General features: G+C 71.1%; 15 protein-coding genes, 3 tRNA genes and 1 pseudogene. 5 read left to right on the top strand and 14 right to left on the bottom strand.

Annotation, left to right across the window (positions count from 1 at the left end; genetic code table 11):
• The first annotated feature begins 639 nt into the window (after positions 1 to 639).
• The 4 genes from ACIBF5_RS27200 to ACIBF5_RS27185 all read left to right on the top strand — a co-directional run bounded on the left by ACIBF5_RS27200 (position 640) and on the right by ACIBF5_RS27185 (position 5,186).
• The gene (locus ACIBF5_RS27200) at positions 640 to 996 is read left to right on the top strand and encodes a PadR family transcriptional regulator (protein WP_396815719.1); all 357 of its coding nucleotides are present in this window, start codon (positions 640 to 642) and stop codon (positions 994 to 996) included.
• A gap of 2 nt (positions 997 to 998) precedes the next feature.
• The gene (locus tag ACIBF5_RS27195; protein ID WP_396815718.1) at positions 999 to 1,475 is read left to right on the top strand and encodes a hypothetical protein; all 477 of its coding nucleotides are present in this window, start codon (positions 999 to 1,001) and stop codon (positions 1,473 to 1,475) included.
• A gap of 679 nt (positions 1,476 to 2,154) precedes the next feature.
• Complete coding sequence (locus ACIBF5_RS27190; protein ID WP_396815717.1) at positions 2,155 to 3,135, top strand: monodechloroaminopyrrolnitrin synthase PrnB family protein; 981 nt, start codon at positions 2,155 to 2,157, stop codon at positions 3,133 to 3,135.
• Positions 3,132 to 5,186: an SAM-dependent methyltransferase gene (locus ACIBF5_RS27185; RefSeq protein ID WP_396815716.1), complete on the top strand. Its 2,055-nt coding sequence runs from the start codon at positions 3,132 to 3,134 to the stop codon at positions 5,184 to 5,186. The genes ACIBF5_RS27190 and ACIBF5_RS27185 overlap by 4 nt, the downstream gene beginning before the upstream one ends.
• A 185-nt stretch (positions 5,187 to 5,371) precedes the next feature.
• Here ACIBF5_RS27185 and ACIBF5_RS27180 read toward each other — a convergent pair whose 3' ends face one another.
• The gene (locus ACIBF5_RS27180) at positions 5,372 to 5,650 is read right to left on the bottom strand and encodes a hypothetical protein (protein ID WP_396815715.1); all 279 of its coding nucleotides are present in this window, start codon (positions 5,648 to 5,650) and stop codon (positions 5,372 to 5,374) included.
• 607 nt (positions 5,651 to 6,257) lie between these two features.
• On the opposite strand from ACIBF5_RS27180, the gene ACIBF5_RS27175 reads away from it, so the two are divergent.
• A complete protein-coding gene (locus ACIBF5_RS27175; RefSeq protein WP_396815714.1) occupies positions 6,258 to 6,437 on the top strand; it encodes a hypothetical protein in 180 nt (59 codons plus the stop codon).
• A gap of 2 nt (positions 6,438 to 6,439) precedes the next feature.
• Here the strand turns inward: ACIBF5_RS27175 and ACIBF5_RS27170 are convergent, their stop codons facing one another.
• The 13 genes and pseudogenes from ACIBF5_RS27170 to ACIBF5_RS27110 form a co-directional block, all read right to left on the bottom strand.
• Complete coding sequence (locus tag ACIBF5_RS27170; protein ID WP_396815713.1) at positions 6,440 to 7,630, bottom strand: VWA-like domain-containing protein; 1,191 nt, start codon at positions 7,628 to 7,630, stop codon at positions 6,440 to 6,442.
• Between the two features lie 46 nt (positions 7,631 to 7,676).
• On the bottom strand, positions 7,677 to 8,870 hold the full coding sequence (locus ACIBF5_RS27165; protein ID WP_396815712.1) for an AAA family ATPase: 1,194 nt from the start codon (positions 8,868 to 8,870) through the stop codon (positions 7,677 to 7,679).
• The gene (locus ACIBF5_RS27160) at positions 8,855 to 10,561 is read right to left on the bottom strand and encodes an ankyrin repeat domain-containing protein (protein ID WP_396815711.1); all 1,707 of its coding nucleotides are present in this window, start codon (positions 10,559 to 10,561) and stop codon (positions 8,855 to 8,857) included. The genes ACIBF5_RS27165 and ACIBF5_RS27160 overlap by 16 nt, the downstream gene beginning before the upstream one ends.
• Positions 10,558 to 11,694 carry a gala protein gene (locus ACIBF5_RS27155; protein WP_396815710.1) on the bottom strand — a complete coding sequence of 379 codons (1,137 nt, stop codon included), beginning with the start codon at positions 11,692 to 11,694 and terminating at the stop codon, positions 10,558 to 10,560. The genes ACIBF5_RS27160 and ACIBF5_RS27155 overlap by 4 nt, the downstream gene beginning before the upstream one ends.
• Positions 11,691 to 13,052, bottom strand: a complete 1,362-nt coding sequence (locus tag ACIBF5_RS27150) for an SDR family NAD(P)-dependent oxidoreductase (protein ID WP_396815709.1) — start codon at positions 13,050 to 13,052, stop codon at positions 11,691 to 11,693. The genes ACIBF5_RS27155 and ACIBF5_RS27150 overlap by 4 nt, the downstream gene beginning before the upstream one ends.
• Positions 13,053 to 13,075: 23 nt before the next feature.
• Positions 13,076 to 13,151 (bottom strand) — tRNA-OTHER (locus ACIBF5_RS27145).
• 57 nt (positions 13,152 to 13,208) lie between these two features.
• The gene (locus ACIBF5_RS27140; protein WP_396815708.1) at positions 13,209 to 14,849 is read right to left on the bottom strand and encodes an ankyrin repeat domain-containing protein; all 1,641 of its coding nucleotides are present in this window, start codon (positions 14,847 to 14,849) and stop codon (positions 13,209 to 13,211) included.
• Between the two features lie 26 nt (positions 14,850 to 14,875).
• Positions 14,876 to 14,948: transfer RNA gene (locus ACIBF5_RS27135), tRNA-Gly, on the bottom strand.
• Between the two features lie 103 nt (positions 14,949 to 15,051).
• Positions 15,052 to 19,464: a S8 family serine peptidase gene (locus ACIBF5_RS27130; protein WP_396815707.1), complete on the bottom strand. Its 4,413-nt coding sequence runs from the start codon at positions 19,462 to 19,464 to the stop codon at positions 15,052 to 15,054.
• A gap of 257 nt (positions 19,465 to 19,721) precedes the next feature.
• Positions 19,722 to 19,795, bottom strand: a tRNA-OTHER gene (locus ACIBF5_RS27125).
• A gap of 23 nt (positions 19,796 to 19,818) precedes the next feature.
• Positions 19,819 to 20,025: a sulfotransferase gene (locus ACIBF5_RS27120; protein WP_396815789.1), complete on the bottom strand. Its 207-nt coding sequence runs from the start codon at positions 20,023 to 20,025 to the stop codon at positions 19,819 to 19,821.
• A gap of 101 nt (positions 20,026 to 20,126) precedes the next feature.
• A pseudogene (locus tag ACIBF5_RS27115) lies at positions 20,127 to 21,197 on the bottom strand (IS630 family transposase); the annotation flags it as partial.
• 182 nt (positions 21,198 to 21,379) lie between these two features.
• A protein-coding gene (locus ACIBF5_RS27110) for an IS5 family transposase (RefSeq protein ID WP_396815788.1) occupies positions 21,380 to 22,202 on the bottom strand; the annotation gives its coding sequence in 2 pieces (ribosomal slippage) (positions 21,380 to 21,869 and positions 21,868 to 22,202; 825 coding nt in all).
• Positions 22,203 to 22,358 lie beyond the last annotated feature (156 nt).

The following is a 22,358-nucleotide window of genomic DNA, read 5'->3' as shown; positions in this document are numbered from 1 at the left end:
TCTGTGGATGAATGGAAGACAATCACCGGTAGTGATCGCATAGGGCACCTCCGGAGGAACTGGCCGCCCGGTTACTCGATCTGGGCAGGGCCATCGCGTACCGTTCCACAACTCGTCGTACAGGCTGTTAGCTGGGAGTTCTCGGCTCGGGCCGAGGATCGCCGGCATGCTCCTGCGGTTGCCGCACCTGGGAATGATCCGCCTGCTCAACGGACTGGGGTTGTTGACCCGCTGCGACAGAGCGTTGGTGGTCTAGGTCCTCGTACTGCGAGATGAGGCAGCGCGGGCGGCGTCCCCCCTCGCCGTGACCCTGGCCAGCGGCATCCGGCACGACGTCACGCAACTCCTGCCCCGGTGGACACGATCCCACAAGGAAGGCATCCAGGGCCGCCCCCGACACAGACCCGACCGGCTCTACGCCGACCGCGAGAAGTCCTTACTGATCTCGGCATGGCCCGCCGCCGAGCCGCTGTCACGGGCTGTCGCGCTACAAGGCGCGCAACTCGCGGCATGTCCGCGCACTCGATCATGGTGGTGCGATGTCGCCGAGATCGCGCACCTCGGAGCCTCTGCACACCTACACCGCGAAGACCGGAGTCCTCGCTTGACATGTATCCGTCGCGGATATAGTGTCGACTTATGACAAGCGCCAGAACCGGCGGCCCCCTCACCCCCGCGGTGCTTCACATCCTGCTCGCGCTCTCGACCCAGGAACGCCATGGCTACGGGATCATGAAACAGGTCGAGTCCGACTCCCAGGGAAAAGTCAGAATGGGGCCAGGAACGCTTTATGGCTCGATCCGCCGAATGACCGAAGCGGGCTTGATCCGCGAAAGCGACAAAAAGATCGACCCGAACATGGACGATGAGCGCCGCGTCTACTACGGCATCACCGCGCTCGGTCAACAGACCCTCGCGGCGGAGTTGCAGCGATACCGCCAGGTCGTCGCGGTCGCCCATGAGCGATCCCTCATACCCAAGGCGATGGGTATCTGACCATGGACGGACAGGCACGATATCGGCGCTGGTACCGAAGGCTGCTCGGTCTCTATCCGAGGCCCTACCGCGAACGCTTTGCCGACAGCATGGAGCAGACGTTCACCGACCTCTGCCGTGAACGGGCCGGAACCGAGGGCCGCGGACATGGCGCCTTCATCCTCTGGATCTTCACCGAAACGTTCGCGGGCATCATCCGGGAGCGTGCGACAGACCTTGCGAGGTTGACTATGGCCAGGAACGCAACCAACGTCTTCAGGATCGTCAAGTACCTCGCACTCACCACCGGTGGCTTGATGGTGGCGGGAATCGCCACGGTCATGGTGCTGGCGCGCGGAACCGGCGAAGACATCACAGGTGTCGTGGCGCCGGCGCTACTGCTCACACTTCTCTCGGTGGTGGCCGCCGTCGTCGCGGCCATCCTGCAAGGCACGAGCCGTCGTCGCAGGCGCAGAAGAGAGGACGATCTGGCCGGCTGACGCCGCACCGGCCCTTTCGCCGGGTCGCCACCCGTGACGGCCAGCCTGCGACACGACGGTGCGTCTCGTGGGGCATCGACAGTCCCCGTTGAACCCCGAATGCCTCGCAGGGTCATCACGGCTCGACGGCTGAGCGCAGCCAACTGCCATCGGCCCGCCTGCGGGGCTCGTAAACTCGGCTCCTCGCAGCCGTGACGGGCAGGTTTGTGCGACGCAGGGCGACCAGCCCCAGCGCAGCAACCACCAAGCCCGATCCGACCAGCCGTGAACCAAGCCATCGGAAATGCCCAACGACGTCAAACCCTCGACGAGCTGATCAACAAATACTCGCAGGTGACGTAGCCTCGACCGACTTTTCGAACCCCACACCCGGCCGAGACCGTTTCATGATGCTCCCCCAGGGCTGATCCGGCGGGACCCGGATCCTACCGACGCGTATGTCTTTCGAGAGTCTGTCATGGATGGCGGCCGGATCCCGGGTGTCCGGCAGACTGGCCGGGCGCGTTGATAGGCACGTTCCGGTCCTCGCATCTTTTCGCGCTGCGCGCTCAGCCGTTCCGAAGAGTGGGTTCACATGCATTGCTGGGAAGACATCGATGTGAGCTGCGGAAAATGCAACGAGATGGTCCAGCAGCTCGATCCACTGAAGCTCGACGAGCCCATCTTGACATTGCCGAAAATGAATGAGATGGCGGATGTCGCCGCGCTGACACGCGCCTTCGGCGACGCGTTGCCGACGCTGGAGAACATCGCCGCTCTCAGCCCGGCCGAGTGTCTCGCCGCCATGCGTGACCTGGGCATGTATCTGGGGAGCCTGCAACGGCACGGAATCTCCGCCTTCGACGTGCTGCCGCACGCGACCCGACCGTTCGAGCTGCTGGGGCATCGCACCCGGATGATCCCGCGCGACACCGTGTTCCACTACTCGTGCTGGAACCCGGTGGGCGAGCGGGAGCGGCTGTTCACCGGGCATCCGATGGAGCGCAGCCTCATCGAGGCGGTGCGCTCGTGCGTACCCGATCTGGGGCATGCCGTCGAAATCGCCCGCTCACTGCTCGACGACGATCCGGCCAGTTCGCTGCACGCCGGGAAGATGGCCGTCCTGGCCCGGCACATCACGGCGGCCGACCGGGCGATGGCCGGCATCATCAGGCAGGTCACGCCGGCATTCTTCGCCCAGGTGCTCCGGCCGTACTTCGAGGACATCCGAATCTCCGGCCGGCGGTACATGGGCCCGGCCGCGGCGAACATCCCGCTGTTCCTCGTCGACATGCTGCTCTGGGCCTCGGACCACGGGAGCGAGGAGTACTCAGCGTTCTGCCGGGAGGTCGCCTCGCAGACCCTCCCGCACTGGCAGGCACGGTTCGCCGAGGCGACGACGATGCCGTCCCTGGCCTCCAGGATCGCCGCCGCTCTCGCCGGCGACCGGTCGGCGGCCGGTGCGGCGAACCTCCAGAACAGCGCGCAAAGCCTGTTGATGGCCCTCCGGTCGCTCATCTCGTTCCGTGGCAAGCACCTCACGATGGCCCGCCGGGCCTACCACGAGGATCTCCGGCTCTATCCACTGGGCAGCGGCGGAGGCAGTGTCGGGCTCCTCGAGGAGATCCTCCACCTCACCCAGCAGAACGGCGCCATGATCAGCGCGGTGGCGGCACGGTGAGCATCACCATCGCCGGCGCCGGGGTGGCCGGCCTGGCCGCCGCGCTGAGCCTGCACGCCGCCGGCCGGGACGACATCACCGTGTACGAGGCAGACCCGGCCGTCGACCAGCACGGTTTCGGGCTCAACATCCTGCCCAACGCGGTACGTGAACTGGCCGAGCTGGGTCTGCTGGACTCGTTGCTGCGCCACGCGGTCGAGACCCGGGAACTGGCCATGTACAACCCGTACGGCGATCTGGTCTGGCGTGAGGACCGGGGCGTGTGGGCGGGGTATCGCTGGCCGCAGATCTCGGTTGCCCGGTCCCACCTGCTGCGGGTGCTCGCCGCAGAGGTGCGGAACCGTCTCGGTGACCAGGCCGTCGTCACCGGTGCACGGCTGACCGACCTGCGGCGCGAACCGGGCCGGACGTACGCCGTCTTCACCGGCGCCGACGGCACCTCGCGGGCCGTCGAGACCGATGTGCTCATCGGCGCCGACGGGATCCGTTCGGCCGTCCGGGCGGCGCTGTATCCCGGGGAGGGGCCGCCGTCGGGCAACGGCACCGTGATGTACCGGGGAACCGCCTGGGGCGAGGGCTTTCTGACCGGTAGCTCGATGGCCGTGCTGGGCGACGACCGCCGGCGGCTCGTGCTGTACCCCATCGACACCGACGAGACGACCGGCCGGAAACTGATCAACTGGGTCGCAGCGGTGCCCGCCGAGGAGGCCGGAGAGGAGAGCCGGGCCGTGGTCCTGCGGCGGTTCGGCGACTGGCGGCCACCGGGGGTGGACCTGGCCCGCCTGGTCGGGCAGACCCCCGAGGTGTACACGTCCCCGATGATCGACCGGGACCCGCTCCCGCAGTGGACGTTCGGCACCGTGACGCTCGCCGGCGACGCGGCCCACGCGATGTATCCCGCCGGGTCGAACGGAGCTACCCAGGCCATCATCGACGCCCGTGTCCTCGCCTGGCACCTGGCCACACATCCCGGCGCGGGCGACGCCCTGCGGGCCTACGCGGACGAACGCCGGCCCCGGATGACCCGGTTGCAGGCCGACAACCGCACGCTGGGACCGGAGCGGGCAATCACCCTGGCTCACCAGCGCGCGCCGCGGGGTTTCACCGACGTACGGGAGATCTTCGGCCCGGAGGAACTCGCGGACATCTCCCGCGGCTATGCGGCGGCCGGGCAGTTCGACCGGGAGTGGGTCGACTCGAGGCCCTCACTGACCGTCGGCGGTGGCCGCCGGTCCACGGCCGTCCGGGAGACCAGCTTCATCACTGCCGTCATTCGTGGGCGCGAATGCAACCGCCCGGACGCCTACCTGCGGGACAATCACGCGGTGCTGCTGAGCACTCCCCGGTCCTGTGCAATGGCGGACGAGGCGCTGGCCGCGGGTGGCACCATCGGCTCGGTCATCGTACGCGGGCGCTTCGGCGACGTCGCCCTCACCGAGGCCGTCGCCGCGGGTGTGAGCCAGGTGGTCTGCCTCGCGGCGGGCAGCGACACCCGTGTCTGGCGGCTGGGGCTGCGCGCGACCACCCGGTACTTCGAGATCGACCTGCCGGGTCATCTGGAGGCCAAGGAGAAGCTGCTGGAGCCGGTCGCCGGCCGGCTCGCCTGCCGCCGGGTGCCGCTCGACGCCGACCTCCGGCACGGGGCCTGGCCGCACCTGCTGCGGGCCGCCGGGCACGCGTCGCACGAACCCACCGTGTGGATCATCGAGGGTCTGCTGCCGTACCTGCCGACCGAGGACGTCGCCGGGCTGCTCGCGACCGTCCGGGAGATGTCGGCGCCGGGCTCCGTTCTGCTGATCGACGCGCCACACGGCGACTTCTACCGGGATCCGGCGAACGAGGCGTTCCTCGCCTTCATGACGGCCCGGGGATCGGCGTTCCAGCTCGGGTTCGACGACTTCGGCGGTTTCCTCGGCGAGCAGGGCTGGCGAGCTGAGGCGTACACGTTGCGGGATCTCGCCTCGGGGGCGTGCGACTGGTTGCCCACTCCCCCACAGCGTCTGTGCCCGCCGCACGACCATCACTGGGTGGCGCGAGCGCATCCCGCATGACCGGCTACCTCGGGTTCGCCGCGTATCAGTGGATCCGTGACGCCGAGGACCGGCCGCGCGGGCTTTGCTGCGGGTCCGTCCTCGGCGTCGCGTACGAAGGTTCGATGGACACAGCGCTGGTGCTGTGCGGTGTCCACCGGCGTGACGGGTCCTCGTGACTGCAAGTGATGTAGTTAGGATTCAACTCAGGCTCGAACCCGTTTACTCCATACGAAGCGTGCATCGGGATGGCTGCTGACCTGCAATTGTGTTGACCCATAGCCTCCATATCCACAGTGTTCGTTTGGCACCTGATGAGGGCTGCGTTGTCGGGATTCTTCGGTCAGCCATTGGGCGACGGCCTGGTAGTTCGCGTCGGTGAGGCCGCCTTGTGGGTCTACGTGGTGCAGGAGCACGGAAGCGCTGTGGTGCGCCGCCACCCACGCCCGGTCGGCGTCGGCGATCTCGTCGTTCAGCCACGCCAATCGGTATCCTGCGGCCCACTCGACGAGGCGGCGCGTTTTCCAGTGCAGTGCGAAAAGGTGTCGTAGGTGTAGGCGGTGGTCTTGGTGCGCGGGTCGGTGACCTTTGCCCCACGACGATCAACAACAGGCGACGGACGCCCCGTGCGCCCACGATGCCCATCAGACCGAAAGCATCGACCACAATCGACCAAAGCTGGCCGCGAAGTTGGCCTGAAAACGCCTTTGAACAGACAAAACTTCGAATTTAGCAACTACGGCTGGAGTATTAGGCATACGCGATCATCGGTACGTCCGCGCTGAGCCGCATCCCGATCGCGTCATCGGCACGGGGGGGACACTTGTGCGTATTTGAGATCTGGCTGGCCGTGGACGCGACCCTGGTGACCCGCCAGCGCACCGACGCCGCCGTCGTCCCCACCGTTCTCGACCGGTAGCTCACCGACGCCGACACGGTGGTGTTCTGCCCCGACCAGCTCGCCCGCGACGTCGTAGTACGCCGGCTGGGCCACCAGCCGCGGCTGCTCAGCGTCCCCGACCAGACCTGGCCGGGGGGACCGACTACCGCCGACGGATCGCAGCGCAGAACCCGGCCCGGCTCGTCCAACGGGTGATCGATGGGCGCGGCGAGGGCGCGGTCTGGCTGGTGCCCCGCTACGGCTATCGCCCGTTCGGGGAGCGCTGCGAGCAGCTCGGCGCGGCGCTGATCGCCCGGTTGGGACCCGCCTGGCAGTACCCGGTACGGACCCGGACCGGTGTGGAGAGCGTGTGGCGGTGGGCGCCACCCTAGGTCTAGCCGGCCGAGGAGGCACCGGTGACGTGGATCGTGGTGATCCACGGCGGCGGCTCCGGCGGGTTCTCTCCGATCAGGCCGGCGATGACCCGGGTCGCCACCAACGGCGTCTCCGGCCAGGGGGTGTACCCGTCGGTCAGCACGACGACGACGTGTGGCCGGACCTTCAGCGCCTCGGTGACCCCGACCCGCAGGTCGGTGCCGCCGCCCCCGGCGAGTCGTACCTCGCCGACGGTGTGCACCTGCCGCACCACGTGTACGGCCGCGTCGCAGGAGAGCACGGTCACCCGGTTGCCACCGATCCCGACCGCCCGGAGTACCCCGGCGACCTCGGAGAGCGCCTCGGTCAACTGCGCCTCCCCCATCGACCCGGAGGTGTCCACCACGATCGCCACCCGGGGCACCGGCTGGCGCAGGCTCGGCAGCACCACGCCACGCAGCGCGGACGAGCGCCGGGACGGCCGGTGGTAGGTGTAGTCCACCGCCCCGCTGGCCCAGGCCGCCGCCTCGCGTACCACGCCGGTCAGCGCCCGACGCCAGTCGACCTTCGGCTCCAGGACCTCGGTGGCCCAGCGCTGCCAGCCGGCCGGCACCGTCCCCCGGCCGCGCACGTGCGCGCGTACCGCCCGGGCGGTCTCCCGGCGGATCGCACCCGCCTCGACCTCGCTGACGCCTCCGGCCGAAGCCCCCGTCTCCCACGGCCGGTCGAGGCCGTGCGCCCCGGATCCGCAGTCGAGGCCGTCGTGGCTCTGCACACTCGCCGGCAGCCTCGGCAGGTACTGCTCGAACAGCAGCCCGTCCGGCAGGTCGTACGCCTTCGGCTCCACCCGGTCCGGCGGCAGCGGAAGCAGGTCCGCGACCAGGTCGTCGTTGATCTCGCAGTCCTGCGCGACGTTGACCCGGTAGTGGTCCCGCCGCTGGTCGGCGGCGAGCCGGTCGGCCCGCCCGTGGTGGTCGCGCAGCAGGTGGGAGACCTCGTGGATCCAGACCGCGGCGAGCTGCGTCACCGGCAGCCGGGCGACGAACTCCGGCGACGCGTAGCAGCGCCACCGCCGGTCGACGCCCATCGTCGGTACCTGCCGGGACTCCACGACGGTGAGGCTGAACAGCGCCGTCGCCAGGTACGGCCGGTCCTGCGCCGCCCGGAACCGGGCCGCGAGCAGCTTCGTCCGGTCGAGCGCCCCGGTCACGATTCTCGCCTCCGACCGTGCCGTCCCCGCCGGCCGCTCCGGTACGTCATCTGGACAGGCGTCCGGAGAGCTGCAACACCTCGACGAACGCGTCGATGGACGGCGGCACCGGCCAGGCGGTGTCCCGCAGCGCGGCGAGATCCAGGGCGGCCCGGGCGGCGACGTCCGGCACCCCGGCCTCGACCGCCTTCTCCAGCACCGCCCACCCGGCTTCCCAGCGCTGCCGGTCGACCCGGCCCTGCACCGCGGAGATCACCGCGGTGAGGAAGGCGAGCTGCCGGTCGCCCCGGTCGGGCAGCGTGAACGCGTCCGGGTTGGCGAGCACCCGCTCCGGGTCCGGCAGGTCGAGGTGCTCCAGGTAGGTGACGAACTCCAGGCCGGCGCCGTCGCCGACCGCACCGACCACGGCCAGCGCGAGCACGTCGGCGCCGGTGCCGGCGCTGTAGTGGAAGGTGAGCAGCCGCAGCACCATCTCCCAGGTGCGTGGGGAGGGCCAGGCGCCGCCGCGCGCCTCCGAGTCGCCCGGCAGGTGGTGGGTGAGCCCGGGGCGTGCGGTGAGGAAGCCGGCGACCGCGCCGCGCGCCCTGGCCAGCGCGGTCGACGTCCGACCCGGCTCGACGACCGGCACCGTCACCGCCGGCCAGGTGCCGGCGAGGCCGCGCGCCACCGTACGTGCGTCGTGACTCCAGTGCAGGTGGACGAAGCGGTTCGCCAGCGGTGGGCTGAGGTGCCAGCCGTCGGCGGCGCTGGTCGGCGGGTTCGCCGCCGCCACGATCCGCACCGCGGGCGGCAGTTGCAGGCTGCCGACCCGACGCTCGAGCACCACCCGCAGCAACGCCGCCTGCACCGCGGGCGGCGCCGACGAGAGCTCGTCGAAGAAGACCAGACCCGAGCCGGTACGGGCGAGCCGTACCGCCCAGTCCGGCGGTGCCATCGGTACACCCTCGGTCGCTGGCGAGTCCCCGATGATCGGCAACCCGGAGAAGTCGGAGGGCTCGTGCACGCTGGCGATGACCGTCTCCATCGGCGTACCCAGGCTGTCCGCGAGCTGTTGCAGGGTCGCGGACTTGCCGATGCCCGGCTCGCCCCAGAGCAGCACCGGCAGGTTCGCCGAGACGGCGAGGGCAAGTGCCCCCACCTTGGGGTCGCGGACCTGCTCCGTACGCCAGGCCCGGGTGGCGGCTACCAGCGCGTCGGCGGCGACGAGCGCCCGGTCGGTCACGGTCAACGCTGCTTCCACTCGTCGAGCACCGTACGGACCAGCAGCGGCCCCCGGTACTCCTCGTCCACGTCCTCCGCGCCGGCCGGGTCGTCCGGATCCATTACGTACATCTCCCACTTGTACTCGGCCAGCTCGGCGACGCTCGTCCCCTCGGCGTCGGTCGCCCCGGGATCGGCGCCGGCCTCGAGCAGCGCCCGGACCATCTCCGGGGTGCCCCCGTCGCCGATGGTCACGTGCAGCGCGGTCCGACCCCGGCGGTCCGCCACCTCGATCGGCACCCCGGCGTCGACCAGGCGTCGGACCAGCCCGACGTCCCGCACGCTACGCACGTGGTGCAGCAGGGTACGGCCACGGCCGTCCCGCATCTGCGGGTCGAGACCGGCGTCCAGCAGATCGCCGAGGGCCGCCGAACCGCCGTGTTGGAGGCGTTGCAGCACCTCACGGCGAAGTTCCCGGAGCGGCCGGGGCAGCCGGCCGTCGGCGGTACGCCACGCCTGCACCGCCGCGAAACAGCCGGCGACCGGCCCGCCGAGGGTACGCAGCACCTGTTCCCGGGCCACCTCCTCCGGGGTGTGCGACACCGGCTCCAGCCGACCGTCGGCGTGCACCACCGTGTGCCACTCGCCCCGGCACCGGACCGGTACGCTCCGCCGCAGGTCGAGCGGCTCGGCCCGGGGTGGCCCCCCGGCGGGGGCGTACGGGAACAGCGCCCGCCGGACGAGCGGGTGCAGCTCGGCCGGGTTGAGCAGGCCGTGCCGGACGAGTTCCAGATCGGCCGGCCGGGCGTGTACGACCGGGGCGAGCGCCGGATGCAGGTAGCTGTCCCTGTCGAACCCGACGAACGACGCGGCCGGAGTGCCGTCGTCCCGGCGCTCGATCGCGGCGACGTACCGCCACCGCTCGCCGACCATCACCCGGGCGGCGCCGTACCGGGTGTGCAGCCGGGCCAGCTCGGCGGGAAGCCCGATCGGGACCAGCCCCGCCGCGCGGACGTGGGCGATCGCCTTCTCGTACCGGAAGCCCTCCGGCTCGGCCGGATCCAGCTCGACACCGGCCACGGCCCACGCCGTGACGAGCTGCCCGACGGCGGCCAGCCGGTCGAACGCCTCCGCCCGGCTCGCCGGGTCGGCCGGGTCGACGCCGGTGGCGTACGCCTCGAACGGCCGGGGAGTCCCGTCCGGCTCGAAGCCGGGCAGCCGGGCCGGTGAACCGCCGTAGGCGACGGCGAGCCCGGCGACGTGGTCGACGCTCCAGAACACCGGCGGCAGGTCCCGCACCCCGTCCCGCTGCTGACGGACGAGCCGGACGGTGAGCCGCAGCCGCTGCGAACCGTCCACCGTCTTCGGCAGTTGGACCACCAGGACCGGATCGGTGTCGTCCAGCCGGTCGTCCCGGGTCGACAGCACCCACTGCTGGTGGGTGCCGAGGCTGGTCCGGCCACCGAGCGTCCGGGGCAGGTGCCAGCGCAGCAGGTCCGGCGCGAGCACGGCGAGATCCGCCTCGATCCGCTCGGCCTGCCGGCGGCCGTGTTCACGGGCCACCTCGGCGAGGTCGACGCCGACGTCGATCCGGGCCGCCGCGCAGCCGGCCCGCCAGTCCCCGGCCACCCGGGCGGCGGTGCACGCCTCGACCATCGCGGCCGGTACGGCGTACCGGCGGATCCGCTGCCAGACCCGCAGGCCGGCGTTGCCGGGTGGGGTCGGGGTCACCGGTAGACGCTCGCGATCGCCTGGATGTCGGGGTGCGGTGCGGTGGTCGGCCGGTCGGCGAGCAGCGTCGCGGCCCGGCGGCGCATCCGACGGGGTACGCCCCCGTTGAGGCCGAGGTATTCCAGGGTGGGGTGCCCGTCGACCGCCTCGACCAGCAGCCGCGCCCCCCGCCCGCCGATCTCGGTACGCCGTACGTCCAACCGGCGCAGCCGGGCCGTCGGCAGTACGGCGGCGAGCGCCGCGGCGCCCTCGTCCCCCACCACGTTGCCGCGGGCGCCGAGGGCGCGCTCGGACGGGGGTCGGGCCAGGTCAAGGGCCTGCCATGCCGCCAGGTGCCGGGCCAGCACCGCCACCCCGGCCGGGGTCACCCCGTTGCCGCCCAGTCCCAGGGTCAGGTCCACCCCGTCCACCAACCGGGCCAGCGCCGCGACCCCGTCGTCATCCAGATGGTTGGCGGCCAGGTACAGCTCCCGGACGCCGGCCCGGTGGACCAGGGCGCCGAGCGTCGGCACCACCTCCGGTCCGAAGCCGTTGCCGCCCAGGAACAGCCGTTGCAGACCAGGTGGCCGCGCGGCGAGTGCCTCGGCGAGGACGGCCAGCCCGCGCCCGGTCATGCCCACGTTGACCAGGTCGAGGGTGCGGATCGAGGTGTTCACCGCGAGTGCCTCGGCGAGCCGCGCCACGCCCTCGTCGCCGATCGGGTTGCGCTTGAGCCACAGGGCCCGGACGGTGTCGTCGTGTTCGATCCGGGCGGCGAGCGCGGCTACCCCGGTCGGATCGATCCGGTTGCAGCCGAGGTAGATGGTCCGCAGGTGGTGACCGGGTCGCAGCGCCGCCGCCACTGTCCGGGCACCCTCCGCGCCGAGCCCGTTGGTGCCGAGCAGCAGGTGCCGGACCAACGGCGAGTCGACCGCAGCGGCGACGATCCGGGCGCTCTGCACCGACCCGATGCCCTGCTTGCAGAGGTCGAGCCGGCCGTCGGCCTGGATGGTGCCGCGTGGGAAGACCTCCGGGGCGGAGACCGGCCCACCGGCGGCGAGCCGGACCAGCAGCGGGTCGAAGTCGGTCGGCTCGGCGAGCCCGGCCTCGGGGTCGGCGATGATCGGGCAGCGTACCGGGGTCGGATCGGTCACCAGGGCACACTCCGGTAGTCCTTGAGGAACAGGCCGTTCACCGGTGCGCCGCGTACGCCCCGCACGACCGGGTCGTAGACCCGGGCGGCACCGTCGATGACGTCGAGCGGCGGCCGGAAGCCGCGGCCGCGCTGGGCGCGCTTGCTCGGATGCGGACGCTCGTCGGTCACCCAGCCGGTGTCCACGCTGTTCATGTGGATCCCGCTGGCCAGGTAGTCCGGGGCGACCGTGCGGACCAGCATGTTGAGCGCCGCCTTCGCCATGTTGGTGTGCGGGTGCCGGACGGTCTTGCCGGCCCGCGAGTAGCTGCCCTCCATCGCCGAGACCTGGACCACGTGCCGCTGCGGATGGCCGCTCGCCTCCATCAGCGGACGCAGCCGGGAGGTGAGCAGGAAGGGCGCGAACGCGTTGACCACGTGCACCTGCAACCACTCGCGCGGGCTGACGTCGCCGTCGCGGAGCACCCACGAGTTGACCTCGCGCAGGTCGAGCTGGAGACCGGTCTCATCGAGCTGGCCGGGCGGAAAGAAGGCGTCGAGCCCGGTCGGCAGGCCGGGCTGCTCCGCCGTGGCCGGGGCGCCGCCGATCGCGACCCGGGCCGCCGGGCCGGCCAGCGCCGCCGACTCGGCCTGCCGGACCTCCCGGTGGTACGCCGCCGGCCGGTACAACGTCTGGGCGGCGTTGTTGACCAGGATGTCCAACTCGGCGAACCGCCGCCCGACGAGCCCGACGAAATCGAGGGTGCCGGGCAGGTCGAGCAGGTCGAGGCCGTGCACGTAGAGCCGGTCGGCCCAGTCCTCGAAGTCCGGTACGGCGGCGTACCGCCGCGCGGCGTCCCGGGGGAACCGGGTGGTGACGATCACCTCGGCGCCGTCCCGGAGCAGCTTCAACACGGTGTGGAAACCGATCTTCACCCGGCCGCCGGTGACCACGGCGGTCCGGCCGGACAGGTCACACCGGGCGTGCCGCCGGAGCCGGTTCTCCTGTGCGCAGGGCGGGCACATCAGGTGGTAGTCGACGTCGACGTCCCGGTACGACGCCTTGCAGACGTAGCAGTGGCGGGCCCGGGCGAGGGTGCCACCGCTGCGCGACGCGGCGGCCGGGGCCGTGACGTCGGGTGCCGGCTCCGGGGCGGTGTCGGGAAGCTCCGCACGGAACCGGGTCGTACCCGCGAGGAGGGCGCGGTCCGCCTCGCAGGTTCGGGCGGCACGCCGCGACTTCGCCCGCTTCTTCACCCCGCGGTACGCCGTCACCACCGCCCGCTCCAGTTCCGCGCGGACCGCGTCGTCCAGGTCGGCGTCGTCGAGGCGCCCGAGTACGGCGACGCAGGCCGCCAACTCGGCACGGTCGACGGACACGATCCCTCCCCGGTTGGATGTGGTGGCGAGACCGGCCGGATTCGAACCGGCGTCCTCCAGCTTGCTGTCAAGGCGCGTCGACCTCTGCGCTACGGCCTCGCCGCGCGGCAGCATACCCAACACCACCGACACCGTTGGCCCGCCGGTGTCCGGCTCCTACCTACCGGCCGTCCGTCGGCTGTGGACGAACACGTCCTCCGGGGTACGCCCCCAGGCGTCCGGGGCCTGCGGATCGGCGCCCGCCGCGACGAGCGCCGCCATCACCTCCCGGTCACCGGACCGGACGGCCAGGTGCAGGGGCGTGTTGCCGTGCCGGTCACGTTCGTCGACGACGAGCCCGGCAGCCATCAGGACCGGCAGCATCCGGGTGTGGTCGAGGTGGGCCAGCCAGTGCAGCAGGCTGCAGCCGTCACCGTCGCGCAGCGCGGGATCGAACCCCTCGGCGAGGACGGCGAGCAACGCGTCGGTGTCGCCGTGGAAGGCGAGCGCGAAGAGGTCCCGCCGGAGCAGGCGGATCTGTTTCGGTGCCGGCTTCGCTCCGGTACGCCAGGCGCGGACCGCCGTCGCGCAGCCCACGATCGGACCACCGAGCCCGGCGACCAGGAACTCGCGCCGAAGCTCCGCCTCGGTGTGGTGCGCGGTGAACGCCCGGCCGCCGGTCACCCGTACCACGTGCCAGTCCGGTCCGCACCGGACCCGGACCGGCGGCGCCGGTACCGGGGGCGGGACCTCCCACTCCTGGGTCCGCCCCGGGTACAACGCCTCGTGCACCAACGGATGCAGGTCGTCGGGCCGAAGCGACCCGTGACTCAGCAGCGCGGCCTCGACCGGGGCCGGGAGGGCGAACGGGTCCGGCCCCTCCGACCGGTCGTCGGCCCTGGTCCGCCGGACGGTCACCACTCCGTCGTCGGCGACGTCGACCGCGCTGGTGTGGTCGGCGGCGCACAGCGTCGTCCGGCCGTACCGCCCGGCGAGCCGCCTGGCCTCCGCGGCCAGCACCGGCAGCGTGGGCCCGAGCCGGGGCAGCCGGGACTCGGACCACCGGTCCCAGCCGTACCGGGCTCGCACCACACTCAGGTCGACGGCGATCCCGGCCGCACCACACGCCGCCGGCCACCGCTGCAGGACGAGCAGCCCGTCGATCGTCTCCACCTCGGCCGCCCGGTCGACCGGTCCCTCCACCGTGGCCACCTGGGCGACCGGTCCCCGCACCGTGGCCACCTCGTCCGGCCGGTACGGGAGGCCGTCCGGGGTGTGCCAGGCGAGCCGGGTCTCCGACGCCCCGTACGCCCAGCGCCGGGCCTGCACCGCGTCCGCGTGCCAGCACCAGTCGGGCAGGTCGTACCACCGCTCGGGCAGCACGCCGACCTCACCGACCCGCAACCCGATCCGCTGCGGGGCCCGCCCGTCCCTGGGCAGGGTGGCGACCAGCACCGGAACGGCCGGCTCGACGCGTCGGCCCGACGTGTGGTGCGCCGGCGGGCGCAGCGGCCCGGTCCGGCGGGACAGCACGACGCTGGCCCGAGGGGCGAGGGCCAGGGTCTCGGTGCGGGGCAGGAACCGCCGCAGCAGGTCCGGCGCGAGACCGGCGAGATCCGCCGCGATCCGGGCCGCCGCCTCGGTGCCGTACCGGGTGGCCACGTCGTGCGGGTTGATGTGCAGGTCGACTCGGGCGGCCGCGCAGGCGCCCCGCCAGTCACCGGCGAGCCGACGCGCGGTGGCGGCCGCCACCATCGCCGGTGGGGAGAAGTAGGCCAGGGCCCGGACCCGCTTGTCCCGCTCGCTCCGCCGCCCCATCCCCGCCTTTCCCGCTCGTACCGGTGGCGAACCGACCGGATTCGAACCGGCGTCCTCCTCCCTGGCAAGGAGGCGCGACGACCTCTGCGCTACGGCCCGCCGGCGAGGAGTCTAGAGCGTCGCCCACCGATCCGGGGAACGGCCGGTACAGAAGCAGATCGCCGTACGTGGAGATCCACGTACGGCGATCTGTCCTGATTGATCAGATTCCGCCGAGGCGGGAGCCGCACGGCGGAGCCGGATCGAGGGTGAAGTCGAGCGTCGCGATAAACCCGGCGTCGACCTGCTGCTGCTTCGCCTTCGGAATCCAACCGTCCCTGGCCACGATCACCTGATACCTGCCGCTCGGTACCCAGTAGGCGTAGCGGCCCTGGCTGTCGGCGTTCACGGTGTAGCCCGTCCCGCCGCGGTTGAGCTGGACGAGGGCCCGGACCGGAACGCGTTGGCCGGCACAGGTCAACCCGACGACGGTGCCCTGGACCTTGCCCCAGGTCTCCGGCGGCGCGACGTTCAACTCCACGTCCACCGTCGGCCTCGGGTACGGGGTGTCCGAGCCCAGCTCCAACTGAGCGTGGTACGCGCCCGGCTGGTCGATCCCGGTCTCCGCCGTGGCGGTCAGGGTCACCGTCACCTTCTGGGTGGCGCCGGGCGCCAGGGTGAAGCGGGCGGGACTCGTGGTCAGCCACGGCGTACCGCTCTCGCTGTCACAGCCGCCGAGGCCGGCGAGCTTCTCCACCGTCGTACCGAACTGCGTGGGCGATCCGCCGATCTTGTACGCGCCGCAGGCGAGCGCGCCCCGGTAGACCGGGACGCCGACGTTCGGCAGGGCGCGCCACGCCCCGGTCGCCGGGTCGTACGCCATGGTCCGGTTGGTCATGGTCGCCGAGTTGTTGGCGATCCCACCCGCGATCACCAGCAGGCCCCCGGCGACCCCGTGCTGGGTGCCCCACATGTCCACCGGCATCTCGGGCAGCGCCGTCCACTCGTCGGTGACCGGGCTGTACGCGTAGGCATCCCGGTACGACGTCCGGCCCGATATACCGCCGGCGCAGTAGACGATGCCCCGGATGCCGCCGCAGGCCAGCAGGCCGACCGGCTTCGGATAACCGGCGGCGGTACGGAAGCCGCCCGTCGCCGGGTCGAAGACGGTCAGCCGGTCGGTGGCGGGACACTGGTCGTCCGCGCAGCCGCCCACCAGGTAGATCCGGCCATCGGTCACGGCGGTTCCCGCGCTGGCGACCGGTGCCGGGTTGGTGACGCCGGCCAGGGTGCTCCAGGTGCTGGTCGCCGGGTCGAAGACGTCGACCGTGCCGACCGCCGTACCGTCGGCGCCGTCCCGGCCACCGATCAGGTAGATCCTGCCGCCGACCACGGCCGCCGAGGCCGCGGCCCGGGCGGTCGGCAGGTCGGGCAGCGCGCTCCACGAGTCGACCTTCGGGTCGTAGACCCAGGCCTTCTTTCCGTTGCCGGTCTCCTGGTGCGATCCGAAGGAGTACACCTTGCCGCCAAAAGCCACGGCGGCGTTGTCGAAGACCGCACCCGGCAGGTCCGGGATCCGGGTCCACGCGTCCTCGGCCAGCGGTCCGGACGTGCCCGGCTGCGCGGCGAACCGCGGCACGCGGTTCGCGGCCGGGGTGACGCCCTCGACCGGTTGTTCGATCAACGGCGCACCCTTCCGGCCGGCGAGCAGGTCGAACTCGCCGGGACGCTCGATTAGGTCGACGGTGGCCGGTGCGCTGCCGGTGTTCCGGACGGTCACCGTGGTGGTGCGGGTGCTGCCGTACGGCTGTTGCGACCCGACGCGCTCGGAGGTGACGCTGAGCTGGCCGGCCTTGAGGACGAAGTCGGCCCGCCTGGTGCCGTCCGGCAGCATCGCGACGTCCTTCGTCAACGTCTGGTACGTCGTCCTGCCCGCGTCCACCGGGTGCGTACCGGTGAGCGTGGAGAAGAACGAATAGAACCCGTCGCCGATGTTCGGATCGTCCGGGGTGGCCGCGGTTACACCCCGCTCGGCGGGCGCGTCTGGGCTGGCGACGGTGGCCCCGTTGACCCCGGCGCCGGTGTTTCGGTCGGTGACGAAGCCGGCGACCAGGCCGCCGGGGAGCGTGCTGCACACCCGGTTGACGACCCGAACGTTGTCGATCTGCCACCACCAGTCGTAGCTGGCCTGGTAGCGGAACCGCAGCAGGGCGTCGGCCGCCCCGGCGATCGGGGTCAGCGGCACCTCCTCGATCCGGGGACCGCGCCGGGAGGTGTTCTGGCGCCAGACGTTGGTCCAGGTGGCGCCGCCGTCGCCGCTCACGTCGACGTCGACGACGTTGTCGGTGCCGCCGGACCAGAAGTCGCTGCCGAACGTCAGGTACGGCGCCTCGACGCCGGTCAGGTTCAGCGCGGGTGCCACCAGGTCGGTGTCCTGGCTCTTGCCGTCGCCGTAGAAATTGCTGTCGACGATGGCGAAGCCACCGCTGCCGCCGGTGAGGTTGCCCCGGCCGACCGGGTCGACGAAGGCCCAGCCGCTCCCGTCGGTACGGTTGGTCACCGACCAGCCCTCGGGGGCATGGGTACCCTCGAAGCTCTCGCTGATCAGAGGGTCGCCGCCGAGGCGGTAACCGGCCGCCTCACACGACTCCGTCACCGGTACCGCGATGTTCACCGTGGTCGCACCGGTACCGAGGTCCAGGTCCCTGGTGACCGTCCGGTACCCGGGGGAACGCGCGGCGACGGTGATCGTGTAGGTGGCGTCGCCCGGCAGGGTGACGGAGTACCGGCCGGTGACCGGGTGGGTGAAGACGGGCTCACCGGGTCGGCCCGTGATCTCGATGGAGGCGTAAAGCGGCCAGCCGTGGCCGGAGCCGTCGGTGACCCGGCCGGTGACCGTGACCGACTGGGTCTTGACCAGCGCGACGTCGGCGGTGACCGAGCCGCCCTCCGGGACGCTCACGGTGACCGTCCGGCTGGTGTAACCGAAGGCGCTGACGGTGATCTCCTGGTCGCCGGCGGCCAGGTTGAGGAGGTACCGGCCGTCGGCGCCGGTGGTGGTGCTGCGGCGTCCGGCGATGACCGCCGCACCGGCGAGCGGCGCGCCGGTGTCGCGGTTGGTGACCGTACCCGTGACCTGGCCGACCGGTCCGCGTGGGGCGGCGGTCACCGCCTGGTACGCGTTGAGCCGACCCTCGCCGAACATGTTGTTGTTGTCGACGGTGCCGCCGCAGGCGACCGCGTCGGTGTCGGTGGCGGTGTCGCCGAGCAGCGCCTCGGTGCTGGTGACGTCGCCGCGGAGGGTGGGTGCGGCGGACCAGACCAGGGCAACGGTGCCGGCGACGTGTGGGGTCGCCATCGAGGTGCCGTCGTACTCGTCGTACGCGTTGCCGGGGACGCTGGAACGGACGGCGACGCCGGGAGCGGCGATGTTCGGCTTGGTACGTCCGTCGATCGTGGGACCGCGGTTGGAGAAGGTGCCGAGCTTGTTGTCGACGTCGTACGCGCCGACCGAGTAGGACGACGCGCTGTCACCGGGTGAACTGACCGAACCGCAGGGCGCGAGCCCGAGGGTGTTGCCGGCGGCGAAGACCGGGAAGATGCCGGCCGAGCGCCAGGCGGTGACGGTCGCCTCGTACCAGGTGTCGCCCTGACCGCCGCCCCACGAGTTGTTGACCACGTCGGGATGCAGGTCGGGCCGGGGGTTCTGGCCGTTGACGTCGGTCGGGGCGAGTATCCACTGGCCGGAGGCGAGCAGCGAGGTTTCCGAGCAGTTGGTGCTCTCGCAGCCCTTGGCGGCGATCCACCGGGCGCCGGGCGCGACGCCGACCTGGTTGCCGGCGCCGTCGTCGCCGACCATGGTGCCCATGGTGTGGGTGCCGTGGCCGTTGTTGTCGCAGGGCGCGGCGCCGAAACAGACCGCGGCGGGGTCGAACCAGTTGTAGTTGTGGTCGAAGGTGCCGTTGCCGAGGTTGCCCCGGTAACTGCCGACCAGCGCCGGGTGGTTGTGTTGGACGCCGGTGTCGATGTTGGCCACCACGACGCCCTCGCCGCGGTCGCCGTACTCGGACCAGACCCGGGGCGCCTCGATGTTGTTCAGGCCCCACTCGGCGCCGTTGCGCGCGTCCTGCGGCGTCCGGCCCGACGTCTCCCGGCTCGGGACGGGCGTGATCAGGGGGTAGACCTTCACCGGCTCGATCCGGGCCACCTCGGGCCGGGCGGCGATCGCGTCGACCAGCGCCCTGTCGCCCCGGACGTGGAGGGCGTTGGCGATCCAGTAGGAGGTGTAGGCGGTCTTCCTGGCGTCCAGGTCGGCGCGGAGCCCCGCCTGGGTACGCGTGGCGGTCGCAGTGAGCTGGCGGTGCACCTCGATGCCCCGGGCCCCGGTGTCGCGCAGGGTCGCGGCCCCGTCCAGGTCGGCCCGCTCCCGGAGGTACACCATGAAGCTGGTGCTGCCCTGGCCGCTCAGCTCCCTGAGCACCTGGGCATCCACTGTGGCACTCGGGGGCGCCGCCGTCGCGACCGCCGGCTGGGCCGTCACGCCGAGGACGAGCGCCGTGACGACGGTGAGGGTACGTCGGAATCTGGACGGGCCCAGGGGCCCGGCTCCTGGCCGTCGTGACGTTTTTGTGCCCACGTAGTTTCCTTCCCACGTAGCCCGTGTCGGTCGACACCGGAACACCGGTCGGGTGTTGCCGGGACGCCGACGCCGACGCCGACCGCGCGGGAGTGGGCCCAGCTCACGAACCGTGTCCCCGGTTTCGGCTACGAGTCATACTCCGTGCCGAGACGCCCATGATCAATGCTCGTCGATGGGCAGTATCGGGGCAGAAGTAGAGCGGGCCGGTCTCACCTGGACACCGGTCTCACCCAAGGGGCGATCTCACCCAAGGGGTGGGCCGGCCGGATTCGAACCGACGTCCTTCCGGTTGAGAGACCGGACGCGACGACCTCTGCGCTACGGCCCGCCGCTCAGGAGTGTAGGGGGCGGTCAGCCCTCGTGCCGCAGCCCGTCCGGGTCCTCGACCCGCTCCCGGAACGCCGCCGACGTGTTGAGCAGCGGGAAGGGCTGCTCCGGCACCGCGACCCCGAGAAACTCGCAGAGCGGCGCCCAACCCTGGGCGACGTCGAACACGAGCAGCCGGTCGGCCGGCATGGTGGCCCGTACCTCGGCGATGTGGTCGGTGTAGACCCGCAGCGCGTGAGCCCGGTCGGTGAACCGGCCGCCGAGACGCCCTGCCAGATGAGCGTCTCGGCCAGCTTGGGCTGGTCGGCCAGCTGGTGTGCCGCGCCGGAAATTCGCCGTATATATCGTGCGAGTGATTCGAGGATCTCTTCTGCGGTCTTGTTCCAGGTGAATGGTCGGGGGTTGGTGTTCCAGTCCGTGATCCAGGCGCGGATGTCGGCTTCCAGGGCTTGGACGGATTTGTGGGCGCCGCGGCGGATCTTCTGTTCGGTGAGAAACGCGAACCAGCGTTCAACCTGGTTGATCCAGGAGGATCCGGTCGGGGTGAAGTGCATGTGGAACCGGGGATGGCGGGCCAGCCAGGCCCGCACGACCGGGGTCTTGTGGGTGCCGTAATTGTCGCAGACCAGGTGCACGTCCAGTTCAGCCGGAACGGTCTTGTCGATCGTGATGAGGAACTTCTTGAACTCGACCGCCCGGTGCTGGCGGTGTAACTCACCGATGACGTGCCCGTCGGCGACGTTGAACGCGGCGAACAGGCTGGTGATGCCGTTGCGGGCGTAGTCGTGGGTGCGTCGCTCGGGCATGCCCGGCATCATCGGCAGGACCGGCTGGGACCGGTCCAGGGCTTGGATCTGGGACTTCTCGTCCACGCAGAGGACCACCGCCCGTTCGGGTGGATTGTGGTAGAGCCCGACGACGTCGACGACCTTCTCGATGAACTGCGGATCGGTGGACAGCTTGAACGTGTCGGCTCGGTGTGGTTGCAGGCCGAAATCCCGCCAGATCCGCCCGATCGTCGACTTCGACAACCCCGACCGGTCGGCCATCGACTTGCGGGACCAGTGCGTGGCGTTATGTGGGGTCTGTTCCAGGGTCGTGACCACGACATCCTCGACCCGATCAAGGGTGATCGACGGCGGCCGGCCCGGTCGCTGCTCATCGAGCAGACCATCCAGACGCAGTTGGAGAAACCGCCGCCGCCACTTGCCCACCGTGGACAAGTGCACGCCCAGAGCCACTGCCACATCAGTGTTCGAGGTGCCATCGGCGCACGCCAGGATGATTCGCGACCGCATCGCCAGGACCTGCGCGGACTTCGCCCGCCGCGACCACCGCGTCAACATGACGCGTTCCTCGTCGGTCAACACCAACGGCGGTGTGGGGCGCCCAGTTCTCGGCATCCCACCACCATACCTGGGACTGTACAAATAACGGCTGATCGACCGATCAAGGGAGAGACGCCAGATGACGACCGAGACCACCGTGGGACAGCCGGCCGTGGAGCCGGTGGATGCGGTCACGGATGAGCAGTTGATCGCGATGCTGGTCGATCGGGCTCGTGGGGACGGGTTAAGACCGCATCTCATTTGGGGTTGTTGCTGGTCAGTAGGTTGAGTCTGTCGGCTCGGCGGTAGCAGATCAGAGCGCAGGCCAGGTGCAGGAATCCGGTGAAGTGGGAAGCCTTGCGTTCGTAGCGGCGGACCAGCCGCCGGAAGCGGGTGACCCATTCGAGACAGTGTTCGATGACATAGCGGTGCCGGCCGAGCCGGGCGGAGGACTCGATGCCCTTGCGGGCGATGCGGGCCTTGATCCCGCGTCGCGCGAGAGCCTGACGGCTGGATCGGTAGTCGTAGCCTTTGTCGCCGTGTAGCTTGCTCGGCCGCTTGCGGGGACGACCGATCGGCTGACGGACCGGATGTACGTCGTCGACCACGTCCTCGAGGAGACGGTGGTCGTTGACGTTGCCAGCCGATACCGTGGCGTTCAGCGGCAGACCTTGCCGGTTACCGATCAGGTGGATCTTGGAGCCGGGCTTGCCCCGGTCTACCGGGCTGGGCCCGCACTGGTCCCCCTTTGACCGCCCGGACGTGCATCGCGTCCACACTCGCCCGCGACCAGTCGATCTGACCGGCCGCGCCGAGCACGTCCAGTATCGCCTCGTGTAGCGCCCGTATCACGCCGTGCTCGACCCACTCGGCGAACCGGCGATGCGCCGTCGCGCGGGAGATCGGGAACGACTCCGGGAGCGCGTCCCAGGCGCAGCCGGTCTGCAACACGTACGCGATCGCCGCGAGGGCGACCCGGTCGTCGATCCGGTTCCGCCCGCCACCTTGATGTCGTTTCGGGTGCTCGGGCAGCAACGGCTGCGCGAGATGCCACAACGACTCCGGGCAGTACTTCTCCACGTCACCCACGCCCGTACAACGAATGATGTTGCACCCCAACACGCCCAAACGAGATGCGGTCTAAAGCTGACCGGTGAGGGCGGGCTGCTGCAGCAGCTGACCAAGCGGGTTCTGGAGTCGGCGTTGGACGGGGAGATCACCGACCACGTCGGCTAC

Source organism: Micromonospora sp. NPDC050417, from assembly GCF_044458865.1.
GTDB lineage: Bacteria > Actinomycetota > Actinomycetes > Mycobacteriales > Micromonosporaceae > Micromonospora_G.
This window is presented reverse-complemented; position numbering and strand designations above follow the sequence as displayed.